The organism is Calditrichota bacterium (assembly GCA_013151735.1).
GTDB lineage: Bacteria > Zhuqueibacterota > JdFR-76 > JdFR-76 > BMS3Abin05 > BMS3Abin05.
In genome coordinates this window covers 1-22072 of the sequence record JAADHR010000145.1, presented here as the reverse complement: position 1 = coordinate 22072, position 22072 = coordinate 1, and the positions used below count along the sequence as shown (strand labels likewise).

Annotated in this window: 21 protein-coding genes and 2 tRNA genes; 18 read left to right on the top strand and 5 right to left on the bottom strand. The window is 47.8% G+C overall.

Annotated elements, in window-relative coordinates; all coding sequences use genetic code 11:
- The 18 genes from GXO76_10470 to GXO76_10385 all read left to right on the top strand — a co-directional run.
- The coding region (locus tag GXO76_10470; protein ID NOY78277.1) for a histidine--tRNA ligase at positions 1-1025 on the top strand (1025 nt) is incomplete at its 5' end.
- Positions 1026-1063: 38 nt separating this feature from the next.
- Entirely contained in the window at positions 1064-1816 is a 753-nt protein-coding gene (locus tag GXO76_10465; GenBank protein ID NOY78276.1) for an RNA methyltransferase, read from the top strand.
- Positions 1809-2660, top strand: a complete 852-nt coding sequence (locus GXO76_10460) for a CPBP family intramembrane metalloprotease (GenBank protein NOY78275.1) — start codon at positions 1809-1811, stop codon at positions 2658-2660. The genes GXO76_10465 and GXO76_10460 overlap by 8 nt, the downstream gene beginning before the upstream one ends.
- Positions 2660-4252 carry a SpoIID/LytB domain-containing protein gene (locus tag GXO76_10455; GenBank protein NOY78274.1) on the top strand — a complete coding sequence of 531 codons (1593 nt, stop codon included), beginning with the start codon at positions 2660-2662 and terminating at the stop codon, positions 4250-4252. The genes GXO76_10460 and GXO76_10455 overlap by 1 nt, the downstream gene beginning before the upstream one ends.
- Positions 4253-4433: 181 nt before the next feature.
- Positions 4434-6023, top strand: a complete 1590-nt coding sequence (locus GXO76_10450; protein ID NOY78273.1) for a response regulator — start codon at positions 4434-4436, stop codon at positions 6021-6023.
- A gap of 17 nt (positions 6024-6040) precedes the next feature.
- Entirely contained in the window at positions 6041-7222 is a 1182-nt protein-coding gene (locus tag GXO76_10445) for a response regulator (GenBank protein NOY78272.1), read from the top strand.
- A 102-nt stretch (positions 7223-7324) separates the two neighbouring features.
- On the top strand, positions 7325-7813 hold the full coding sequence (locus GXO76_10440; protein ID NOY78271.1) for a hypothetical protein: 489 nt from the start codon (positions 7325-7327) through the stop codon (positions 7811-7813).
- A gap of 14 nt (positions 7814-7827) precedes the next feature.
- On the top strand, positions 7828-8214 hold the full coding sequence (locus GXO76_10435) for a hypothetical protein (protein NOY78270.1): 387 nt from the start codon (positions 7828-7830) through the stop codon (positions 8212-8214).
- 310 nt (positions 8215-8524) lie between these two features.
- Positions 8525-8609, top strand: a tRNA-Leu gene (locus GXO76_10430).
- Between the two features lie 82 nt (positions 8610-8691).
- The gene (tig, locus tag GXO76_10425) at positions 8692-9960 is read left to right on the top strand and encodes a trigger factor (GenBank protein ID NOY78269.1); all 1269 of its coding nucleotides are present in this window, start codon (positions 8692-8694) and stop codon (positions 9958-9960) included.
- Between the two features lie 67 nt (positions 9961-10027).
- A complete protein-coding gene (gene clpP / locus GXO76_10420; GenBank protein ID NOY78268.1) occupies positions 10028-10633 on the top strand; it encodes an ATP-dependent Clp endopeptidase proteolytic subunit ClpP in 606 nt (201 codons plus the stop codon).
- Between the two features lie 14 nt (positions 10634-10647).
- A complete protein-coding gene (gene clpX / locus GXO76_10415; GenBank protein NOY78267.1) occupies positions 10648-11892 on the top strand; it encodes an ATP-dependent Clp protease ATP-binding subunit ClpX in 1245 nt (414 codons plus the stop codon).
- 35 nt (positions 11893-11927) lie between these two features.
- Complete coding sequence (gene lon / locus GXO76_10410) at positions 11928-14303, top strand: endopeptidase La (GenBank protein NOY78266.1); 2376 nt, start codon at positions 11928-11930, stop codon at positions 14301-14303.
- A 93-nt stretch (positions 14304-14396) separates the two neighbouring features.
- The gene (locus GXO76_10405) at positions 14397-14993 is read left to right on the top strand and encodes a YihA family ribosome biogenesis GTP-binding protein (protein ID NOY78265.1); all 597 of its coding nucleotides are present in this window, start codon (positions 14397-14399) and stop codon (positions 14991-14993) included.
- Between the two features lie 56 nt (positions 14994-15049).
- Positions 15050-16192, top strand: a complete 1143-nt coding sequence (locus tag GXO76_10400; GenBank protein ID NOY78264.1) for an alanine--glyoxylate aminotransferase family protein — start codon at positions 15050-15052, stop codon at positions 16190-16192.
- Between the two features lie 118 nt (positions 16193-16310).
- Positions 16311-17276: a hydroxyacid dehydrogenase gene (locus GXO76_10395; GenBank protein NOY78263.1), complete on the top strand. Its 966-nt coding sequence runs from the start codon at positions 16311-16313 to the stop codon at positions 17274-17276.
- A gap of 12 nt (positions 17277-17288) precedes the next feature.
- Positions 17289-17699 (top strand): hypothetical protein, encoded by a 411-nt coding sequence (locus GXO76_10390; protein NOY78262.1) that lies wholly within the window; start codon positions 17289-17291, stop codon positions 17697-17699.
- Between the two features lie 188 nt (positions 17700-17887).
- The gene (locus GXO76_10385) at positions 17888-18889 is read left to right on the top strand and encodes a zinc-dependent alcohol dehydrogenase family protein (protein ID NOY78261.1); all 1002 of its coding nucleotides are present in this window, start codon (positions 17888-17890) and stop codon (positions 18887-18889) included.
- 83 nt (positions 18890-18972) lie between these two features.
- Here GXO76_10385 and GXO76_10380 read toward each other — a convergent pair whose 3' ends face one another.
- From GXO76_10380 to mscL, 5 genes are all read right to left on the bottom strand, one after another.
- Complete coding sequence (locus tag GXO76_10380; GenBank protein ID NOY78260.1) at positions 18973-19440, bottom strand: response regulator; 468 nt, start codon at positions 19438-19440, stop codon at positions 18973-18975.
- 295 nt (positions 19441-19735) lie between these two features.
- Positions 19736-19819: transfer RNA gene (locus GXO76_10375), tRNA-Leu, on the bottom strand.
- Between the two features lie 190 nt (positions 19820-20009).
- Complete coding sequence (locus GXO76_10370; GenBank protein NOY78259.1) at positions 20010-20867, bottom strand: DUF3078 domain-containing protein; 858 nt, start codon at positions 20865-20867, stop codon at positions 20010-20012.
- Positions 20868-21052: 185 nt separating this feature from the next.
- Complete coding sequence (locus tag GXO76_10365; GenBank protein ID NOY78258.1) at positions 21053-21463, bottom strand: DUF4332 domain-containing protein; 411 nt, start codon at positions 21461-21463, stop codon at positions 21053-21055.
- 46 nt (positions 21464-21509) lie between these two features.
- Complete coding sequence (gene mscL, locus GXO76_10360; GenBank protein ID NOY78257.1) at positions 21510-21914, bottom strand: large-conductance mechanosensitive channel protein MscL; 405 nt, start codon at positions 21912-21914, stop codon at positions 21510-21512.
- Between the last annotated feature and the right edge of the window lie 158 nt (positions 21915-22072).

Genomic DNA, 22072 nt, shown 5'->3' with positions numbered 1-22072 from the left:
TGACAGCCTCTGTTGTTCGTGCGTACATCCAACATTCGCTCTGGAACAGGGGAGCCGTACAAAAATTTTCGTACATTTCACCGATGTTTCGGCAGGAACGGCCCCAGCAGGGACGCCTGCGGCAATTTCATCAATTTGGCGTGGAAATTCTGGGAACACCCAATCCTCTGGCCGACGTGGAAGTGATTGCTCTGGCCATGGAAATTTTCACGCACCTGGGACTGACGAACCTTACGCTTAAAATCAACAGTGTGGGCTGTCCCAAATGCAGGCCCAAATACAAAGACGCCTTACGAGAAGCCCTGAAGGATGTGAAGGATCGTTTGTGTTCGGATTGCCAGGTACGGTACGATACAAATCCCCTGCGCATTCTGGATTGCAAAAAGCCTACCTGCCGGGAACTGACGCAGAATGTCCCCGGCATTGAAGAGTATCTGTGCGAGGACTGTCGTGTCCACTTTGATCAGGTAAAGGCCGGGTTGGATGCCCTGTCGATTCCTTACGAGGTGGATAAACGTCTGGTTCGCGGTCTGGATTACTACACGCGAACCGCTTTCGAAATCGTCAGTACCGAATTGGGTTCGCAGGATGCCGTTTGCGGCGGCGGGCGGTACGATCGTCTGGTGGCTGAGTTGGGCGGCCCCGACCTGCCCGGTGTGGGGTTTGCCGCAGGCATGGAGCGTCTGCTGGCCATTATGAAAAAGAAGGGGTTGTTTCTTGGAGCGCCTCCGCACCCGGACGTCTATTTTGTGTCGCTTGGGGAGACCACCCGAATTCCTGTGCTCAGGTTGGTGCAGGCCCTTCGTCGCCAAGGAATAAGATGCGAGCTGGATTTAAGCGGCAAGAGCATGAAAGCCCAAATGCGGGAGGCCAATCGTCTGAACGCGGTATTTGCTGTGATTGTTGGAGAGGATGAGCTGACCAAAGAGAAGGCACAGGTTAAAAATCTGAAAGAGGGTCGGCAGGAAGAGGTCCCGTTTGACCGGCTTTTTACCGTGATTCGAGAGGCGCTTCGCGAACCATGATATCCCGTGAATTGTTGAAATGGGTCAAAAAACTCCACATGAAAAAATACCGGGAGCAGGAAGGCTCATTTCCGATCGAGGGCCCGAATCTGATTCTGGAAGCCCTCAGGTCTGATTTTCACGTGTTGTATCTTTTTGTAATCCCTGAATTCAGGGAATCAAAAGCCTTTGTCCCGATGAAGAGGCACCTTCAAGAAAAGGAGATTCCTGTTTATGAAATTAGTGACAGGGATCTGAAAACAATTTCAGAAACAAAATCACCTTCAGGGGTTCTGGCGGTTGTTCAAAATCCAAAATACATTTTTAAAAAAGACCTCCTGCAAAACTGGCGGAGGGTGGTTCTGCTGGATCATCTTCGGGAACCGGGGAATCTGGGGACCATTATCCGTTCTGCCGATTGGTACGGATTCGATGCCGTTCTGTTAAGCAAGGGAAGCGTGGAAAGCACCAATGGGAAAGTCCTGCGTGCCACGGCAGGTTCTTTTTTCCATTTGCCTGTTTTCGAAGATGTGTCCCTGGAGGAATCGGTTTTGAATTTTATTGAGGCCGGATTTCAAGTTTTTGCGGCAACGGGTGAGGGTGCGTTGGCACATAATGAAATTGATTTTCCGGAGAGAGCGGCCCTGATCATTGGAAATGAGCGTCAGGGGGTTCACGCAGCCCTTTTGAAAGAGCCGGTTCAAACGGTGCGCATTTCAAGGCGCGGCCGGGGGGAATCGCTTAATGCAGCCATGGCAGCCACGGTTCTCATGGACCGAATCGTTTTTCCGGGGAGAGGCTCTCTTGAATAAACCGGAACTTCAACCGAAAGAGGTGGTTAGTGAACCCCCTTTTCTGACACCCGGACGGACGCTGATTCTGGTCCTTTGCTCGATGCTTCTTGTTTTTGGGGTGGGTTTTGCTCTGGCCATGTGGATCCGGATCAAATCGCCCAATTCGGATTTGCGGGCGCTCGTTCTGTCGGCGGAACTGCTTTTGTTGGTTCCGGAGTTTATTTTTCTCAAATGGAAAAAACTATCATTCAGACAGGCCTTTCGCCTGCGGCCGGTAGGATGGCCGGTTTTGGCTGCCAGTATCTTGCTGACGATTGGCCTGATTCCCATATCGGATGCGATCGATCGAATTGTTCAAAACTGGCTGGTCATGCCGCCCGAAATGGAAAACTTGATTAAGGAATCCTTTCGGTTTAACAATCCGGTCTATTTCTGGGTGGCCTTTTTATCGGCAACCATCTTTGCAGGCATTTTCGAGGAAATCCTTTTCAGGGGGTTTTTTCAAAAGGTGTGGGAAACGTACTTTTCCCCGGCCTGGGCTATTACCGTTTCGGCTGTTTTGTTCGCCGTGGTTCATTTGAATCCCTGGTGGCTTTTTCAAATTCTTTTGTTGGGTGTTTTGCTGGGTTACATCGCGTACAGGAGCGACTCGGTCATCCCCGGGATTTTTATTCACGTATTAAATAACGCCATCGCCGTGGTTTTTTTGAAAATTCCGGATGAAAAACTGGGGTGGTATTTAAAGGGAGAGACCGTTCGATGGCCCTGGCTGGCAGGGGGCCTTATTCTTTTTGTGGTGGGATTCCGGTGGATGATGGAGTCCCTGAAAAATTCAATGGATCAGAGGAGTGTAAAGGAGTAATGGAGGTTCATCAAAAAACAGGGACATTGCAGATTCGCATCGGGGTTCTTCAGCACGAAGACGAGATGACGTTTAAAGCTACCCGTCCGTTTACAGGGTACGATCTGGCAAACCATAAAATCTTTGAGGGCAAACCGGAACATTCGTATAAAATTACGCACAAAACACAGGATTCCGGTGAAATCCGATACGCCGTTCGGATGAATATTCGGGTCGAACCGCACGAAGCGGACGAGCGTATTCAATTCTGGGCCTCACAGGGGGTTCAGGCCACAAAATTGCGGGTGGGTCAGGAAATTCCACTGGGAAACGGCCGCGTGTACGATAATCGGGAATTCTGGGTGCTTTCCCGGACATTCGATTCGGAAACGGCCGCAGATGAGTACCGGCGCACCCTGCCGGATTTTGGAGGAATGAAGGTTGTTCCGATTATAACGCGGGCCGCCAGAGGCGAACTCTTTCTGGAAGGGGTCTCTGTCGAAAACGGCCTTCGTTTGGTGCCAGACGATCCCTCCGGCCGCTTTTTGCTGGACAACATTCACGTGGGAATCGGTTTCCACTGGGATCACCGGGAAACTCAAGAATACGAAGGCGATCTGGCCTTTCACATCGACCGCACCGGAAAAATTACGGCCGTCACGATTCTTGATCTGGAAACCTATCTTGCGGCGGTCAATTCATCCGAAATGGTGCCCAACTGCTCCATGGAATTCTTGAAAAGCCAGACAATTGTGGCACGGAATACCGTGTTCGCAACGGCCGGAAAACATCATTTTGGCGATCCCTTTGATCTCTGCGCCGATGACCACTGCCAGTGTTTTCACGGATCGGCAGCGATTGAAGACCGCTCCCGGGAGGCTGCGTCCCTGACCCGCGGCGAAGTGCTTATGTACGGAGATCAGGTATGTGATGCCCGTTACGCCAAGGTCTGCGGGGGGATTGGAGAATCGTACCAAAACGTGTGGGATGATCAGGACGTTCCCTATTTGACGCCTTTTTACGACGGACCTGAAACGCCGGTGCGCCTGCCTGATTTGCGGCAGGAGGAGGCCGTGCGGGATTTCATCGAAAGCTCTCCCCGGGTGTTTTGCAATCCGGATGCCTATCGGCTTCCCGATTATTTGCGGGAGGCTCACGAGCACTTTAACTGGCAGGTGGGCTACATGCCTGAAAAATCGGGTTTTCGGTGGGAGGTTCGTTTCACCCCGGAAGAATTGGGACAAATTGTGGAAGAAAAAACAGGCTGGGGATTGGGAGCCATTTTGGACATCCAGCCGCTTGAACGCGGGGATTCGGGACGGCTTATTTACGCCCGGCTTGTGGGACAAAACGGTGAAAAAATCATCGGCAAGGAACTGGAAATCCGACGTGTGCTTTCCAAAACGCATCTCTTCAGCTCCTTATTTGTGGTTGACAAGGAGACCGATGCGAACGGAAAACTGAAAACCCTTTCCTTAAAGGGAGGCGGCTGGGGCCACGGAGTCGGGCTGTGCCAGGTCGGGGCCGAAATTATGGGCGAACAGGGATACGCTTATACTGACATTCTCTATCATTATTACCCGGGGTCCAAACTGAAAAAGCTGTATGCCTGATCGGGTGTTTTTGTTTCAGATTGTTTCAAAATGAGATGTGTGTACGATTCAAACGATAAAACCTCCTGAACCCGGGGTTGATAAAGCGTAAAAACGATCTTGATTTTTGGTGTTATTTTTGCAGCTCTCAAAAAAGGTCTTTATGGTGTGGGGACAGCCGATTGGATAATAAGGGAGAAAAATGGCACAAGCAAAAACGATTTTGATTGTAGATGATGATGCTCAAAACATTGAGATCCTCGTACGGGAATTGGTGAGCCATCATTTTCAAGTGAGTACGGCAGAAAACGGGTATGATGCCCTGGAAAAGGCCGACAAATATCAACCGGACTTGATTATCACGGATGCGGATTTACCCGATCTCAACGGGGTAGCGCTTTTGCGGAATCTGAGAGAAAATGAAAAAACGGCGACAATCCCGGTTATTTTTCTGACCGCTCAGGACGGCCTTCAGGATCGGGTAAAAGCCTTTGAGCTTGGGGTGCAGGATTACATGATCAAACCCCTCCACGTGGCGGAAATTGTGGCCCGGGTGAAAATGATTTTGAGCCGGCTTCAGCGGCTGGAAACCGGCGGTTCGGATTCGGAAGCCAGGAGTCATGGCGAGTTAAAAGATAAAATTGTAGCGGAACTGATTGCCCGCCTGGGAGCTCTCCGCTGGTCGGGAATTGTCAATGTAACCAATGAATTCAAGAAGAGCGGACAAATATTTTTTCGCAACGGTGTGGTCGTAAATGCCATACTTGGCGGGTTTAGGGGAGAACGGGCGGTTTATCAGATGTTCCCCTGGTCAAAAGGACAGTACTCCTTGGTTCCGCAGCAGGTGGATGTGGCAGATGAAATTTCCATCAGTAATCTCGGCCTTTTGTTACAGGGATATGAACGCCTTCAGCAACGCCGCGATCTTTTGCGCAAATTACCGGGAGCCTACACTGTTTTCTCGGTAAAGGCGCATTTTCTAAAACACCTGGAAGAACGGCCGGTAACGCCGGACGTTACCAAGTTTGTGGAATTGTTTGACGGCAAGCGGCCCGTGCTTAAAGTTCTGGACGACAGTTACAACGATGATCTGACCACACTAAAGCGGATTGTCAAAATGTACCAGCAGGGTTTCCTGGAGGAAATCAAAACTCCCGAGCCTGAAGACGTTCCCGTTGAGGAAGAAATCCAGGAACCTCTTTTTAGTGAAGAAGAGTTTGAATCCTTTCAAAAACGCGTCTTCAAACAAATGCCGCTGGAGGAACCGTACCTGGCTGTACTGGGAACCTCCGAGAGCGGAAAAAGTGAGTTTGTGCGGGCATTGGTTGGCAAAGCTTACCGAACCCGTTCCATGAAGACCGTTTTCCCCTATCCTCTTGACCTGGGTAAACTGAGCCTTTTTGATGATAAACGGATCCTTTTGGTGGGGATTCCTATTGAAAAACAGGTTCGTGCAATCATCCAATCCGTTGCCGGCAGCCTGCTGGGGTACATTTTTTTGGTGAATGCAACGGAGGCAGAAAGTCTGGACTACATCAATTATCTGATTAAATCGTTCCGCGGCCGTTTTCAACTTCCCTACGCCGTAGCGGTAACCGATCTTCGTCATCCCAAAGCGCTGGGTATCGAAGAAATTTCTCAACGGCTGGGTCTGGAAAGTTACGAAGAAATTATCCCCTGTGATCCCAAAGACAGGGAGAATGCAAAAATGATTTTGTTGAATATGTATCCTCCGTATCCGGAGGAGGAAAAAATCTCATTCAGTCTGGGTGAAAAAAGGATAACCAATTAATTGGGAAGGCAGCACCGGTGAACAGAATTCTTTTTATTGAGCCAGATGAAGAACTAAAAAGCGATTTTCAGGATTTGGGGAGTCTTAACAATTTTGAATGTAAATTTGTTTCTACTTTGAAGGATGCCCAAAATGTACTGGAATCCTTTTCACCGGAACTGGTGGTGGCCGAAGCTCACCTCGACGATGGGGATTTTATTCACTGGGTAAGGCCGCTTCGCGAGGCCCCCCTGACCAAAAATATGCTGTTTGTGGTTTTGAGCGATGAGGAAAATGTTGAAAAGCGAATCCATCTCATTGAAAGCGGTGTGGACGATTTCATTCAAAAGCCTTTTGAGATGGAAGAATTGCTTTACCGGATTCGAATGCTTCTGAGGGAAAAAAATCGGCTGAAACACATGCAGACGGCTGGATTTCGGGGATTTAGCGGGCTGCTTTCGGAGATGAATGTTATCGATTTGATTCAGACCTTTGAGCTGGGCAAAAAATCGGGAATCATCACATTGAGCCGGGGAGCCCTTGAGGGCCATCTGTACATCAAAGAGGGAATGGTTTGGGATGCCGAATTGGGTGTTTTAAGGGGAGAAACCGCCCTTTATCAATTGGTCCTTTGGGTGGAAGGAACGTTTTCCGCAACCTTTCAGTCCATCCTGCGCGAACAGGGTATCTTTCATCCGGTTCAGGAAATTGTGCAAGCAAGCATCCAGCTTCTGGATGAAAAAGAACAACTTCTTACGCGATTGCCGTCCGTAGGAACCGTTTTTGAACACGTCAGAGACCTCTTCCCTGATGAAATAAACGAAAATACCCAGGAAATATTATCCCACGTGGATGCCGAACATACGATTCAGGATATTTTGGATGAAAGCCTGTTGGATGAATTAACCGCCCTTCGGGAAATGATTCGTTTGTACCAATTGGGTGTTCTGAGGGAGTCTGTTTCCCTTCATCCTCTGAAACCGGAAAAGCAGTCCTCCGCTGAATCTCCGGAAAGCAAGGAAGAGCTTTCTGAAGGCGATCTTATTGCCCGGACATTTGAAGCCGTGCAAAACTTCTTTATCCAGATTGCCCCTGCCGAAGCGGATCTTCCGGGGGATGCGGGCCAGGAACCGCCTGCAGCGGCACAGGCAGAAAGAAAACCTCGAAAGCTGTTTTTTAGTCGAAGTGAATTGCAGTTTATTAAACATAAACTCTTGTAAGCAACTGTTTTGTTGTCGGGGAAATGCGCAGCCAGAGAAAAATAAGCGGCAGACGGGTTGGAAACCGGAAAAATTATTTTTGCTAAAGGAAAGAGTTCGTTTATGCGAGTGGGTGAAATTCTGATTATTGGTCCCAAGAGTGTGCAAAAGGAATCCCTTTTGAAAAAGCTGTGCGACCGCGTTGAACTTCCCGAAAAAGGAATTCAAGTGGGATGGCTTTCTCTTGATGATGAGATGCTTTTACAATTCTACGGCATTCATTGGAATCGATTTGCAAAAAGTTATGCCTGGGATTTGTTGGTCACAAAAGCACTGGGTGTGATTGTTTTGTTCGACTGGGATCGGTACGAAACCGTCCAAACGGCTGAGGAAATCGTGGCGTATTTTCAGGAGAATTTCGATATTCCTCTTGTGGTGGCTTCCGAAATCGGTGAAAATTCGTCGTCATTAATCGTGCGCCGAGCCTATCAGGGGGGATTGGTGTTGAATAAAAACAGCAAATTTACATTGTATCAATTTGATCAATCGGACTCGATCCGCCAGTTGGTTGTAGATCTGGTCAATATAAATCTGGAACACGTGTCTGCGTAAGAGTTGAGGAAAACATGACCTATACAGAAGTAGCCCGAAAAGAACTTTCTCCCGCACAAAAGGTAGAGGCAATTTATCGGCTGTTGAAAGGGGTGCCTTTGGATGAGCTGGTTGATTCGTATTCCAATCAGGATGTGGTGGCACTGCAGAAATTCATATGGGATAAAACCGTGGAAATCGGTTTGCGGATCAGGGGAAAACAATTCAACCGAAAGGATATTACAAACCGCATGACCCCGACGCCTGCCTATCAGCGGCAGCAGGGCTGTTCGGAGCGGGTGTATTTTTGTAAGGCAACCCTGTGTATTTTGTCCAATCCGAAATGTGCCCGACGAAAAATAAAGGGGCAATTTCAGGCGATGCAGACCGTTGTTCAGGAATGGATACGGCAATCCCCGTAAGAAAGATCTGTATCAACCAGACCGGTTTGCTCCAAAAGGCCTTTGCCCGCGAATTTCACGAATTTTAACGAATTGATTTTAGTGAAATTAGATTCGTGTAATTGCCGGTTATTATGGTTGATTCATTCATGATTCAAAAAACCGGTTCGAACGAAAAATCCTCGCCATTTCCACCATAAAGAGTTTCTCTGTCGAATTGAAAAAATATTGACATTACTTTCAAAACTTCTTATATTTAAGTCGTTTGAAAAAGCGAACGGTTAAATGTGAAAACTCCCTCGTGATACAGGGAGCTTTTTTTCATGTATCTGCGAGAGTGGCGGAACTGGCAGACGCGCTAGACTTAGGATCTAGTGCCTTCGGGTGTGGGGGTTCGAGTCCCCCCTCTCGCACCAAAGAGGCCTTTTCAGTCAGTTGATCTCTAAAAAAACCGGGAACAGCAATTATTAAAATCATATAAAAAAAGGTGAGGACCCATTGGATTATTCTGTTAATGATGTTCAGGCCTGGCTGCGGGAAGTCAAATTTCATATCCCCGCGGAAGAGATTCAGGAAAAAATAAATGAAAAAATTCGGGAACTTCGGAAAGACATCAGTATCCCCGGATTTCGCAAGGGGAAAGTTCCTCAGGACATTATTCGCATGCGATTCGGCAAAATGATCCTTGAGGATATTCTTGAAGATGCGATGAACGAAGCGTATAAAGAAATTGTGGCCAAGGAGAATCTGGAGGTTGTCGGTCCGCCGGAGATTCAAGACCAAAAATGGGACGAAAAAGAGGGATTGGACGTCTTGTTAGAGGTTGAGATCGAACCGGAAATCGAATTGCACCATTACAAAGGCCTTCGATTAACAAAGGAAATACACCAAATTGCCGATGAAGAAATAGAGGCCACAATTGAACGGCTGCGGGAGGAAAATGCGGTTGTTGAAGATATTGATGGCGAAGCCGAAGCAGGGGACACCGTTGTAGCAGATCTTCAGGAAGTTGATGCAGGCGGCGTTCCGATTTTGGGTCATCGGCTTGAAAACAAACAGATCAAACTGGGTTCCGGTGAATACGGCAAGGATTTTGAAGACCAGTTACTGGGTGTAAAAAAAGGGGAAGAACGCAAGGTTGAAAAAAAGGAAGAGGGAAAACCGCCTCAATATTTTTCGGTTCGTGTGAAAGATGTGACCCGTCACAATTTACCGGAGCTCAGTGACGAGTTTGCCAAGGACCTGGGAAACTACGAATCGCTTGAGGATTTACGCAAAGCCGTTCGGGAATATCTGGAGCGTGAATACGAAAATCGATCCAGACAAAACCTGGTGGACGGATTGATTGATGCACTCATTGCCGAGAATCCGTTTGAAGTGCCGCCGCAGATGATTGAAAATTCGCTGAATGGTTACGTCGAGGATTTAAAAAAGCAGCTAAAACAGGATTTCGATGTTGAGAGTTTTCGGGAGGGGCAGAAACCTCTGGTTGTTCGTTCCATCAAGTGGTATTTGATTCAGAAACAGCTGGCCAAACAGGAAAACCTGAAGGTGAGCGATGAGGATGTGGATGCCTATATCGAAAAGATAGCAGAGGAAACCCATCAGAGTCTCAAAAAACTTAAGGCAAAATACAGTCTGAAAAACAGGCGGGAAAAATTAAAGGATCAGCTTCAGGAAGAAAAAATCATTGATTTTCTCTTGAAAAATTCAGAAATTGAAGAAGTGGAAATCAATCCGAGCGAGCAGAAGGTTATTACGGAATAACAGTCTGTTAAAGAGGCGATTTATCCACGAATGCAAAAACACGAACGTTACGGAAGAGGATGTTTCTATGGGATTAGTTCCAATTGTTATCGAACAAACGGGCCGCGGCGAGCGTGCCTTTGACATATTTTCAAGGCTGTTAAAAGAACGGATCATTTTTATCGGGTCGCCGATTGATGATGCGGTAGCGAGTTTGACCATTGCCCAATTGCTTTTTTTGGAGGCCGAAGATCCGGAAAAGGATATCTTTGTGTATCTGAATACTCCGGGCGGTTATGTTTCCGCAGGGCTGGCCATCTACGACACCATGCAGTACATTAAACCGGATGTGGCCACCATTTGCATGGGACAGGCGGCCAGTATGGGCGCTGTGCTTTTGGCTGCCGGTGCCAAGGGAAAACGCTCGGCACTTCCGCATTCCCGAATTATGATTCACCAGCCGTTGGGTGGTGCTCAAGGCCAGGCAAGCGATATTGAAATTCATGCCAAGGAAATCTTAACCCTTCGTCAAAAATTAAATGAAATTCTTTCGTTTCACACGGGACAACCCATCGAAAAAATCGAAAAAGATACGGACCGTAATTATTTCATGTCTCCCGAGGAAGCAAAAGACTATGGTTTAATTGACGAAGTTCTGGTGAAAAAAACCAAGAACCAGAAAAAGAAAAAATAGTGGAGATCGTGGCGATGGCCAGTACAAAGCGGGAAAAAATCTACATTTGTTCCTTCTGCGGCAAAAATTCCAACCAGGTGGAAGCAATTATCACCGGCCCCGGCGTGTACATCTGTAACGAATGTGTGTACAACGCCATGGAGATCTTAAAAAATGATTTAATGCGCCGGACGCTTTCGGAACGCAAAAATATCCCAACCCCGGCCGAAATAAAGGCGGAACTGGATAATTATGTTATCGGACAAGACCAGGCGAAAAAGACGCTTTCTGTTGCCGTTTACAACCATTACAAGCGCGTGGCATCTCAGGATTATTATGAGGATGACGAGCTTGAAAAAAGCAATATTTTGTTAATCGGTCCCACGGGTACCGGAAAAACGCTGCTGGCCCAAACACTGGCCCGTTTTCTTCAGGTTCCATTTACCATTGCCGATGCCACCACCCTGACGGAAGCCGGCTATGTGGGAGAAGATGTCGAAAATATTTTGGTACGTTTGCTCCAGGCCGCGGACTACGACATTGAGCGAGCCGAAAAAGGAATTATCTATATTGACGAGATTGACAAGATTGCCCGAAAGGGCGGAAACCCGTCCATTACGCGGGATGTTTCCGGTGAAGGTGTTCAACAGGCCCTGCTTAAGATTTTGGAAGGCACAGTGGCCTCTGTTCCCCCAAAGGGTGGACGGAAACATCCGGAGCAAAGTCTAATCAACATCAACACGAAAAATATTCTGTTTATCGTAGGCGGCGCTTTTGAGGGAATTGATAAAATCATTGAAGCCCGTTTGAATAAGAAATCCATGGGTTTTGGCGCCGACATTAAACTCCGGTCCGAACGGCAGGTGGGCGAAATATTGCGCCGGGTTGAACCGGAGGATTTGCTTCGCTTTGGGCTCATCCCCGAGCTGATTGGCCGTTTACCCGTACTCAGCGCCCTGGACGAACTCACAACAGATGCCTTGCTTACCATTCTGACCAAACCCAAAAATGCCATTACCAAACAGTACCAGCGTCTTTTTGAGATGGAAGGGGTTACTCTTTCGTTCGAGGAAGAAGCACTGAAAGCCGTGGTGGAGATTGCTCAGAAACGGGGCACCGGGGCACGCGCCCTCCGCTCGGTAATGGAAGAAGCCATGCTGGAGATAATGTTTCAGCTCCCGAATATTCAGGGAATAAAGGAGTGCATTGTTACAAAAGATGTGATTACCAAGAAAAAAGAGCCCATCTATAAAATCAAAGAAATCAAAAAACGAGCGTAAGGGAGCGGCACTCATCATCCAAAAAAGAATCATTTATGCAAAGAATTGAACGAGAAGATATTACCATCGAAATAAACGATAAACTACCGGTGCTTCCGTTAAAGGAGACGGTAGTTTTTCCTTATATGATTTACCCGCTTCTGGTGGGGCGGGAGTCCTCGACCCATGCCCTCCAGGAAGCCCTGATGACCGATAAATTAATCCTTCTGGTGGCCCAAAAAGATGTGCAGGAAGAGAATCCTTCTGCCAAAGATCTGTATCGTGTCGGAGTTGTTGCCCGTGTTTTGCAGATTCTGAAACTCCCCAACGGGCTTATTAAAGTTCTGGTCGAGGGTATTATCCGGGCACGTGTAAAACGGTTTATGAAAGTGGAGGATTTTTACCGCGCCACCATCGATCTGGTTCCCGAAACACTGCAGACAAATAAAAAGGTTGAAGCCGGGCTTCGGCATGTGTTGAATTTATTCAAAGAATACATTCTGCTTAACCGCGATGTCCCCGATGAGTTGATTCTGACCGTCGAGAGTCTGGAAAATCCCCAGCGCATTGCCGATTTTATTGCGGCTCATGTGACGAAGAAATTATCCGATAAGCAAAAGCTCCTGGAAACAAAAGATTTAAACAAAGAGCTGGTGGAACTATCGCGGATTTTGGAGTCCGAGAAGGAAATCCTGGAGATCGAGCGCACTATTGAGGACCAGGTGCGCGATCGCATGCAAAAGTCACAGCGAAGCTATTATTTGCAGGAGCAGCTTCGGGTCATCAAACAGGAGCTGGGTGAAGAAGATGAGGTTGTTGGCGATGTCCAGCTTTTGATCGAAAAAATAGAAAGGGCGGGCATGCCCAGGGAGGTGCGGGAAAAGGCCTTTGAAGAAATTGACCGCCTGAAATTTACCCCGACAATGTCTCCCGAATACACGGTGACCCGCAATTATCTGGATTGGCTGCTGGCCTTGCCCTGGAAAAAGCGCACCCGGGATAATCTGGATCTGGACCGGGTTCAGAAAACACTCGATTCCGATCACTACGGACTGCAAAAGGCGAAAGAAAGGATTCTGGAGCACCTGGCGGTTATGAAACTTGTGAAGCGCGTCAAAGGTCCCATTTTGTGTTTGGTCGGGCCTCCGGGTGTGGGCAAGACGTCCCTTGGGCGCTCGATTGCGCGCGCCATCGGTCGGAATTTTGTGCGGGTGTCTCTGGGTGGAGTACGGGACGAAGCCGAAATTCGGGGACACCGAAAAACGTACATTGGTTCCATGCCGGGCCGGATTATCCAGTCCCTCAAAAAAGCGGGCAGCCGAAATCCGGTATTTCTTCTGGATGAAATTGATAAAATGAGTATGGATTTTCGGGGCGATCCGTCGGCGGCTTTATTGGAAGTATTGGACCCTGAGCAAAACAGGACGTTCAGCGATCACTACCTGGAAGTGGAATTTGATCTGTCGGAAGTGATGTTTATTACCACGGCTAACGTGCGGTACAATATTCCGGCTCCGCTTTTGGATCGAATGGAAATCATTGAACTTCCGGGCTACATGGAATACGACAAGCTGGAAATTGCCAAACAGTTTCTTTTGCCCAAGCAAATGAAAGAAACGGGATTGCTCGAAAAGAATATTCGCGTGTCAGACCAGGCCATTTTACTCATCATCCGCGAATACACACGGGAAGCGGGCGTGCGGAATCTGGAGAGAAGCCTTTCTACGATCTGCCGCAAAGTGGCCCGAAAGATCGTGTCCAACCCAAAGAAAAGTTTTTATGCGATTACCGCAAAGAACCTGGAAGACTACCTGGGAATACCCAAAATCCCGGAGAAATCCGTTGAGGATGAAGAACTGGTGGGCGCTGCTGTGGGACTTGCCTGGACAGAGTTTGGCGGCGATATTTTGATGATTGAAGCCACACCCATGGACGGAAAATCGGGCCTGATTTTGACCGGGCATCTGGGAGATGTGATGAAGGAATCGGCTCAGGCGGCACTGAGCTACATTCGATCCAATGCCAGGCGTCTGGGAATTGATCCGAAATTTTTCCAGGATCACGAAATCCACGTTCACGTCCCCGAAGGTGCCATTCCCAAAGACGGCCCGTCGGCGGGTGTAACCATGGCCCTGGCGATGGTGTCCGCCATTTCCCGGAAACCCATTTGCCGAAAAGTAGCCATGACCGGTGAAATTACGCTTCGGGGCCACGTGCTGCCCATTGGCGGGCTAAATGAAAAGCTGTTGGCCGCCCGGCGGGCCGGGATTAAAACGGTTCTTATTCCGGCACAAAACAAAAAGGATTTAACAGAGGTTCCGCAGAAGATCAAAAAGGACCTGGAAATAAAATTTGTTAAGAACATGGATGATGTGTTGAGGTTTGCCATGAGGGATGGATTCTCCATCTCTCAAGAGGCAGGTACCTCTTGAGAATTTAGATAAACAATCAGGTACCTGTCACAATTTCTGAAATGCACTCGCCGTTTAGGTGAGTGCTTTTTTCATATTAGGGCGAATAATTATATGAAATACCACCAAGCAAAATTTATTAAAAGCGTCCACGAATTGAAGGATTTGCCGGACAATGATTTGCCGCAAATTGCCTTTGCCGGACGGTCAAATGTCGGAAAATCGTCTCTTATCAACACGATCCTTCATCAAAAAAAACTGGCAAAAATCAGTTCCACGCCGGGTAAAACACGAAGCCTGAATTTTTTTCTGATTGATGAACGATTTTATCTGGTTGATTTGCCAGGCTATGGTTTTGCAAAGGTCTCAAGAGAGGCCAAACGCCGCTGGCAGGCACTGATTGAGGGTTTTCTCTCTGCCTCCGAAAACCTCCGGGGGGCGATCGTAATTGTGGACAGCCGCATCGGGCTGACGGAATTGGACGAAATGATGATCTCCTGGCTAAAGCATGTACCGATTCCATTTCGGGTGATAGCGACAAAAATTGATAAGCTGTCACGAAACGAACAAGCCAGACAGTTTAAAAAAATAAATGCCAATCTGGAAAAGCTGGCCGTCTTGCCCGCAATTCCGTTTTCTGCCAAAACCGGGGAGGGAGAACCCGCGCTCTGGAAGGTGCTTTACGACTTTTTGGGCCGCAAGCAAAAATAATCTTGAATTAGATTGAATGAATTCGGTAAATTGAGTAACTTGAGAGGAAGGAGCCAATGAAAACACGATTGTTTACACCCGGGCCCACACCGGTTCCGGAAAAAGTGATGAACCGAATGGCAGAACCCATTCTTCACCATCGTACAAAGGAGTTTTCGGAAATTTTTGTTGAGGCTTCTGAAATTCTGCAGGAGCTGTTCCAGACCAAAGAGGAGGTCTACATCCTGGCGGCTTCCGGCACGGGTGCCATGGAAGCCGCTGTAGCCAACCATCTGAATCCCGGTGATGAGGTTCTAACAATCGAGGGGGGAAAGTTTGGTGAGCGTTGGGGAGAGCTGTGCAGCGCGTACGGGGTTCGGGCCACACGCATTGCCGTCCCCTGGGGAAAGGCGTTTACCCCGGATGAAATGCGTGCGGAATTACAGAAAAAAGCCGACTACAAGGCGGTTCTTTTAACACACAGTGAAACGTCTACCGGGGTGGCTATTGATCTGGAGAAAATGGCTCAGGTTATCCGCGACAACAGCGAAGCACTGATTATTGTGGATGGCATTACGTCGGTTGGAGCCATGCCCCTTAAAATGGATGACTGGGGCGTGGATGTGGTTGTCACGGGATCTCAAAAGGGATTGATGCTCCCGCCCGGTTTGTCCTTTATTGCGTCCAGCCAGAGGGCCTGGAAAGCGGTAGAGGCCTGCACACAACCGCGGTACTACTTTGATCTCCGAAAGGCCCGAAAATCTTTAAAGGCACAAACAACGCCCTTTACACCTGCGGTGACGCTCGTTGTGGGATTGCTGGAGGCACTGAAAATGATTCGTGAGGAAGGCGTGGAAGCCGTGTGGAAACGGCATGCCATTCTGGCGGAATCGACCCGGCGTGCAGTTCGGGCACTCGGCTTGGAACTGTTGGCCGATTCTCCCTCCAATGCGGTTACGGCGGTTAAAATTCCCGGTTCGTTGCAGGAAGCAGGAATAGACAAGCGTCTGAAGGAAAAGGGAATAATTGCGGCAGGGGGACAGGGGAAATTAAAGGGAAAGATTTTTCGCATTTCTCATTTGGGCTATTATGATGTTCAGGACATGCTGGCCGCCATTAGCATTTTGGAAGAGGTCCTGTTGGAAGTCGGGTGGCCGGCCAAAGCGGGAGAAGGTGTACAAACCCTTCAGAAGACCTATTTACAAATGATCAAAAAATAGGGAATGAAAAAAGAAAGGTGGCGTGTGCGGATATTTCGTGCAAAACATGTGTTTTGTATCCATCGACATGAAATGTGGTATTAAAATGGCACGCAGGTAAAAAATTTTGGAGAACACAATGGATAATAAAATTAGAATTCTCATTCCGGATGATTTACCCCAGGAATGCCTGTCGATTTTTAAATCGGCTGATTTTGAGGTGATTTTTAATCCCGCAATGCCTCCGGAAGACATTCTGGAAGCTGTAAAGGAGGCTGATGGCATGGTGGTGCGGAGTAAGGTGAAGGTCACGCGGGAAATCATTGAAAGCGGTGACCGGCTGAAACTCATTGGACGTGCCGGTGTAGGATATGACAACATCGACGTGGCCGCGGCCACAGAAAAGGGGATCGCCGTAATGAATGTGCCTGGTGCGAATGCCGTTTCCGTAGCCGAATTAACCCTCGCCATGATGCTGATGCTGGCCCGGAATCTGATTGAGGCGAACCAGTCAACAAAGGCAGGAAAATGGGAGAAAAAACGCCTCAAAGGAAACGAAATCATGGGAAAAACCCTGGGTTTGCTGGGTCTGGGCATGGTTGGGGTGGAGGTTGCCAAGAGAGGTATTGGATTTGGAATGAAGGTGATCGCCAACGATCCCAGATTTACTCCCGATTCGGATGTTCCGTTTAATGTGAAAATTGTGGGGTTAGACGAGCTTCTGGCCCAATCGGATTATATTTCGCTGCATTTGCCCCTCAATGAGAGTACCCGTCACATGTTTAACGAAGACATGTTTCAGAAGTGCAAGAAGGGTGTTCGGATTATCAATTGCGCCCGCGGGGGAATTATTGATGAAAATGCTCTGTACAGGGCGCTTCAATCGGGGCAGGTGGCGGGTGCCGCACTGGATGTTTTTGAAAAAGAACCCCCCAAAGAGAGCCCCTTGCGTGATTTGCCCAATGTCATCATGACCCCCCATATTGGAGCGTCCACGGTTGAAGCCCAAATTCGGGTGGCAACAAAGGTGGCCCGGCAAATGGTGGAGTTCTTTAAAGAAGAAAAAATAGAGAACGTGGTAAATCCCGAGGCGATCTTAAAATAAACGAGGTTTTCCATGAAGTTACTTTTGTGGTATATGGATCAATTTTCTTACAAAACAGCCTCAAAAGGATTGGAAGATGTTCCCGATCTGGATGAAGAGGGCTCGTTCCGGAATGCGGTCGTGGGTTTTATTCACCTGGAAGAAAAGGATGCGGAAGCCATTGGGAGCACCGTAACCAAGGTTATTAAAAACCTAAAATGGCTGGCGGGCAAATGGAAGACCAAAACGGTGGTGCTTCATTCTTTTGCCCACCTGTCAGAGAGCAAGGCGTCTGCGGAAACCGTCCGTGAGGTCTTCAGACAGGCCAAAGAACGCCTGGAGGCGTCCGGGTACACGGTGGGTGAAACACCCATTGGGTATTTTCTGGATATTCACATCGATGCCCCCGGCCGTTCATTGGCTCGGGTGTGGAAATCCTTTTAGGCGTAAGGAACACACAGAGGGGGATGCCCCGGTGCATCCAGAGGAGCCTTTAACTGAATTCGCGGTTTTTTTGAGGGCATCCGCTTTCCGGTACCGTGCGGATCGTTTTTCTCTTGAAATATTCGTCGGATGGAGATAAATTCTAAGAGAAATCAAAAAGCCGTTCACCAGAAATTCGGAGGAGTTCAATGAAAGCGATGCAGTTTTCTGCGCCCGCGCCGATTGAAACCGAGCCATTGCACTATGTGGATGTGCCGGATCCCACGCCCGGAAGGGGTGAAATTCGGATCCGAATCAAGGCCTGTGGGGTTTGCCACACCGATTTGCACGAAGTGGAAGGGGAGCTGCCTCTGCCCAAATTGCCGCTCATCCCGGGACATCAGATCGTGGGAATCGTGGATCAGTTAGGTGAGGGCGTTACCCGATTCAAAATCGGAGACCGCGTGGGGGTTCCCTGGCTGTACTCCGCCTGTGGCAGCTGCAAGTATTGTTCGTCAGGCCGGGAAAATCTTTGCGATCAGGCTAAATTTACCGGGTACCATGTGGACGGAGGCTATGCTCAATATCACACGATTCATCAGGATTTTGCGTATTTTTTGCCCGAAGGGTTCCCGGATTTTCAGGCGGCTCCGCTGCTCTGTGCAGGGGTTGTCGGATATCGCGCCCTCAAATTGAGCGAGCTTAAGCCCGGGCAAAATTTTGGAATGTACGGATTCGGGGCCACTGCCCACGTGATTATTCAAATTGCGATTCATTGGGGGTGTGATGTGTATGTTTTTACGCGCAGCAAAGAGCATCAGAAACTGGCGCTCGATTTGGGAGCCAAATGGGCCGGCCGGGCGGAGGATACGCCACCCGAAAAAATGGACAGTTCGATTATCTTTGCACCCGCAGGCGGTTTGGTCCCGGAAGCCCTTCGTGTTCTGGACAAGGGCGGAACCCTTGCCCTGGCGGGTATCTACATGACGCCAATCCCCGAAATCGACTACAATAGCCTGCTCTATTATGAACGAACCGTCCGGAGTGTGGCCAATGCCACCCGTCAGGATGCGGAGGAATTATTGAAACTCGCGGCAGAAATCCCCATTCAGACGGAAATATCTGTTTTTCCGCTAAAAGAGGCCAATCGAGTTCTTCAACTGGTTAAGGAAAGCAAGATCAATGGAGCGGGCGTACTGGATATTCCGTAATTGGGGATCGTGGCACCCGGAATACACTGCGTTTGGTCCGGCTTCAGAATGAAGCACAGAAAAAATCAGCCGCCTTTTATCGATTATCGGAGAAGCTTGGCCAGGATAATCCCCAGAATAAGCCAGATGGGAATCGAAATGAGAAGGGACCAATTAATGCTCTTCAGGAAATTCAGGGATTGATTCATTCGTGCCCGTTCCAGACCGCGGTCAATTTTAATGCGCAGCTCATCCAAATTCACAGGTTTGGTGATATAGTCAAATGCGCCCTGTTTCATAGCGTGCACAGCCGAATCAACGGAGGGGTAGCCTGTAAGTAAAATAACCGGAATCTGTTTGTCTGAGCTTCGGATCCGTTCAAGAAGACTAATGCCGTCTAAATTCGGCATTTTTATATCACTCAAAATCAAATCCACAGGCACTTCCTGAAATTTTCTAAGCCCGTCTTTTCCATCTCTGGCAATAATGGGAAGATGTCCCCAGCCCTTAATGACATCCGAGAGGATTTCCAGAATATCCTCTTCATCATCAATAATGAGTATATTGTTCATTTTTTGCTCCAGAATTGTATCACCGTTCTATTTTTGTATCGGCAAGACTCGTGCCATTCATTATGGGAAAATACCCGTAACAAACAATTCTTCCAATTGGTGATAAAATAAGACATTAGCCAAAATGAACCAGAAGTGGAGAAAAAAATGTCTGAACAGGGTCAGGAAAACTGGGCAATTTTTTCCCATGCTGGTCGAAAACCGCCGGGTTTTTGAGAAGATTAATTGTTGATTTTTTCGAGGTTTAGCCCTCGTTTTTTAAGCTGCTGAAGCTGTTTTTTGGGGAGGAAAATTGTGCCGAAGGGGGGATTCGAACCCCCACGCCCGTGCGGACACTACGCCCTGAACGTAGCGCGTCTACCAGTTCCGCCACTTCGGCTTTTGACTTAAAAATTTATTGAAAAAGTTTACAAAAGTCAAGACTTTTCTTCAATAGGCGGGAAGTTTTTTGGAGTATGGATTTTGCACCGCCCAAAAAGTATTTTAATCCATCTATTACCTGCTTACAACCGGCAGATAAAATTGAAAATACGCCGTGCAGCCTGCAATTGTGTTGATTACGATCACCGCTATTTTATGAAATTAGCGGTCAACCCGATCGCAAGAGCCTCCTGAATTTGTATTTTAGACGAAATATCCTCATCGTAGAGGAGATTGACAATCAGATTAATCGAAATAAATTTCGAAACGTTCACCGACCAGGTGTTGTTCCATTTAACGTCTACGGCAGTCATGTTGGCGAAACTCGAAAAAAGCCCCAGGTGGGAAATATAAAGCAGGTTATTGGCCAGTTTTGTTTCCAGCTCAGTAACAGATTGAATGCCTGTTTCAAATTTTGTTTTCTCAATGATATTCGGTGTGGAGGCCTTGTCAGCATATCCGAATTGAGAATATTTCTGCGTAATGGTTTCCTTTATTCCAAGCCCCAAACGCGTCGTAAATTTTGGGCGAAGGGTCCAGCCCAGGCCTGTACCGCCTGTAATGAAAGCCGGGTCGAAGAAACCGGATTTGGCCAGAGGGGGTGTTTTTGAATAATCGTAACCGGTGGCAAATTGGGTCAAAAGCCCCGCTGAAACATAGGGATTGATAAATAGGCCGTATTTATACGTCAACAAACCGTTTATGTCAATTCGATCAACGGCATTTCGCAAATCTTGGCTACCAACTTTGGTTTGCCCAAATGCGAAATCTCCGGTAATTTTCCAGCGGTATTTGGGTTGGTTGTTGAGAAATTGAGAATTCAGGGTAAAGGTGTAGGCGTAAGCATTTTCACCGCCGGCCGTCCAATTGCTGGTACTATTTTGTGTAAGATTCAACCCGCCAACGATTGTGGGTTTGAAGCCTATTGGATCTTTTTCAGAAGCAAAGCTCACCGCCGAAAGAAATGCGAGCATTAGCACTGTGTTAAAAAGAAAGAATCGTTTCATCTACTATTCTCCTAATTTTGTTACATCCTCTGTTTGGTTTAGGAATGCGACTGTTGTGTCCGGGGTTTTGGCACACTCAAGCCAATCCATTTTATGCATTTTTTTGGGGAATATCCTGAATTTTATCAAAAAAGAAGCCGGGCAAAACTGACCCGGCCTCGTATTCCCCTTAACCCGCGATAAATTTAGTATGTAACAACAGGATTCAAGGTTTTTGCGTGACTAACCCAGGACTGTACCATCTTTAAACTGGGTAATTGTCGAACCAGCTTTTTTGAGGCGTTGACGTCCTGCATTTTTGTCCACAGGTTTTCTGCGTTACGATTGCGAAGTTCTTTAACCGTGTCCACTCCGGCCGCTTCCAATAATTCCGCATATTCACTGCCCACGCCTGCTACCCGGTACAAATCGGCCATATTCACCCACTTCAAAACCAGGGAATCACTGATGCCCGTTTTTTCGACTATTTCTTTGCGTCCCTTGGGGGTCGCGCCTTTTGCCAAAAGAGCAGCAACGCTTTTGATTCCAATGCCGCGTAATTTGTCAGCGAAGGCCGGTCCAATTCCTTCCACATGATCGATTTTGTAGTTTGCCATTTTGTTCTCCTTTTTTGAGTGTTTAAATAAGCGTGTTTTTAAAAAATTAGCGGTTTTGTTTCAGCAAATCCCGGATTTCCTCCAGAAGAATCTCTTGTTTGGGAGGAGCCGGTGCAGCTTTAGGAGCCGCTTCTTCTTTCTTTTTGATGGTGTTGATTCCTTTCACAACAAGAAAAATCGAGAAAGCGATGATTAGAAATTCAATGATTGTATTAAGAAATTTACCGTAATTTATCATCACAGCCGGTGTATTTCCAACGGCCTGTTTAACCACCAGACTCAGACTGGAAAAATCCACCCCGCCTAACAGAACCCCGATTGGCGGCATAATTACGTCAGCCACCAGGGAAGCGACGATTTTCCCAAAAGCCACCCCAATGACAATTCCAACGGCCATGTCAATGACGTTTCCTTTGAGGGCAAACGCCTTAAATTCTTTTATGAGACTCATCTTTCTTCCTCCTCTCGAATTCATTTTGCCAGATTACTCCGCGGCGGTTTTCAATGTTTCGCTTCAAGTGATGTGCCAAAACAGATGCGTAGTTGAATTCTTTAATGACAACTGTTTTAGCATTTTGTTTCGTAAGGAATTATAAAAATGAAAGTCTT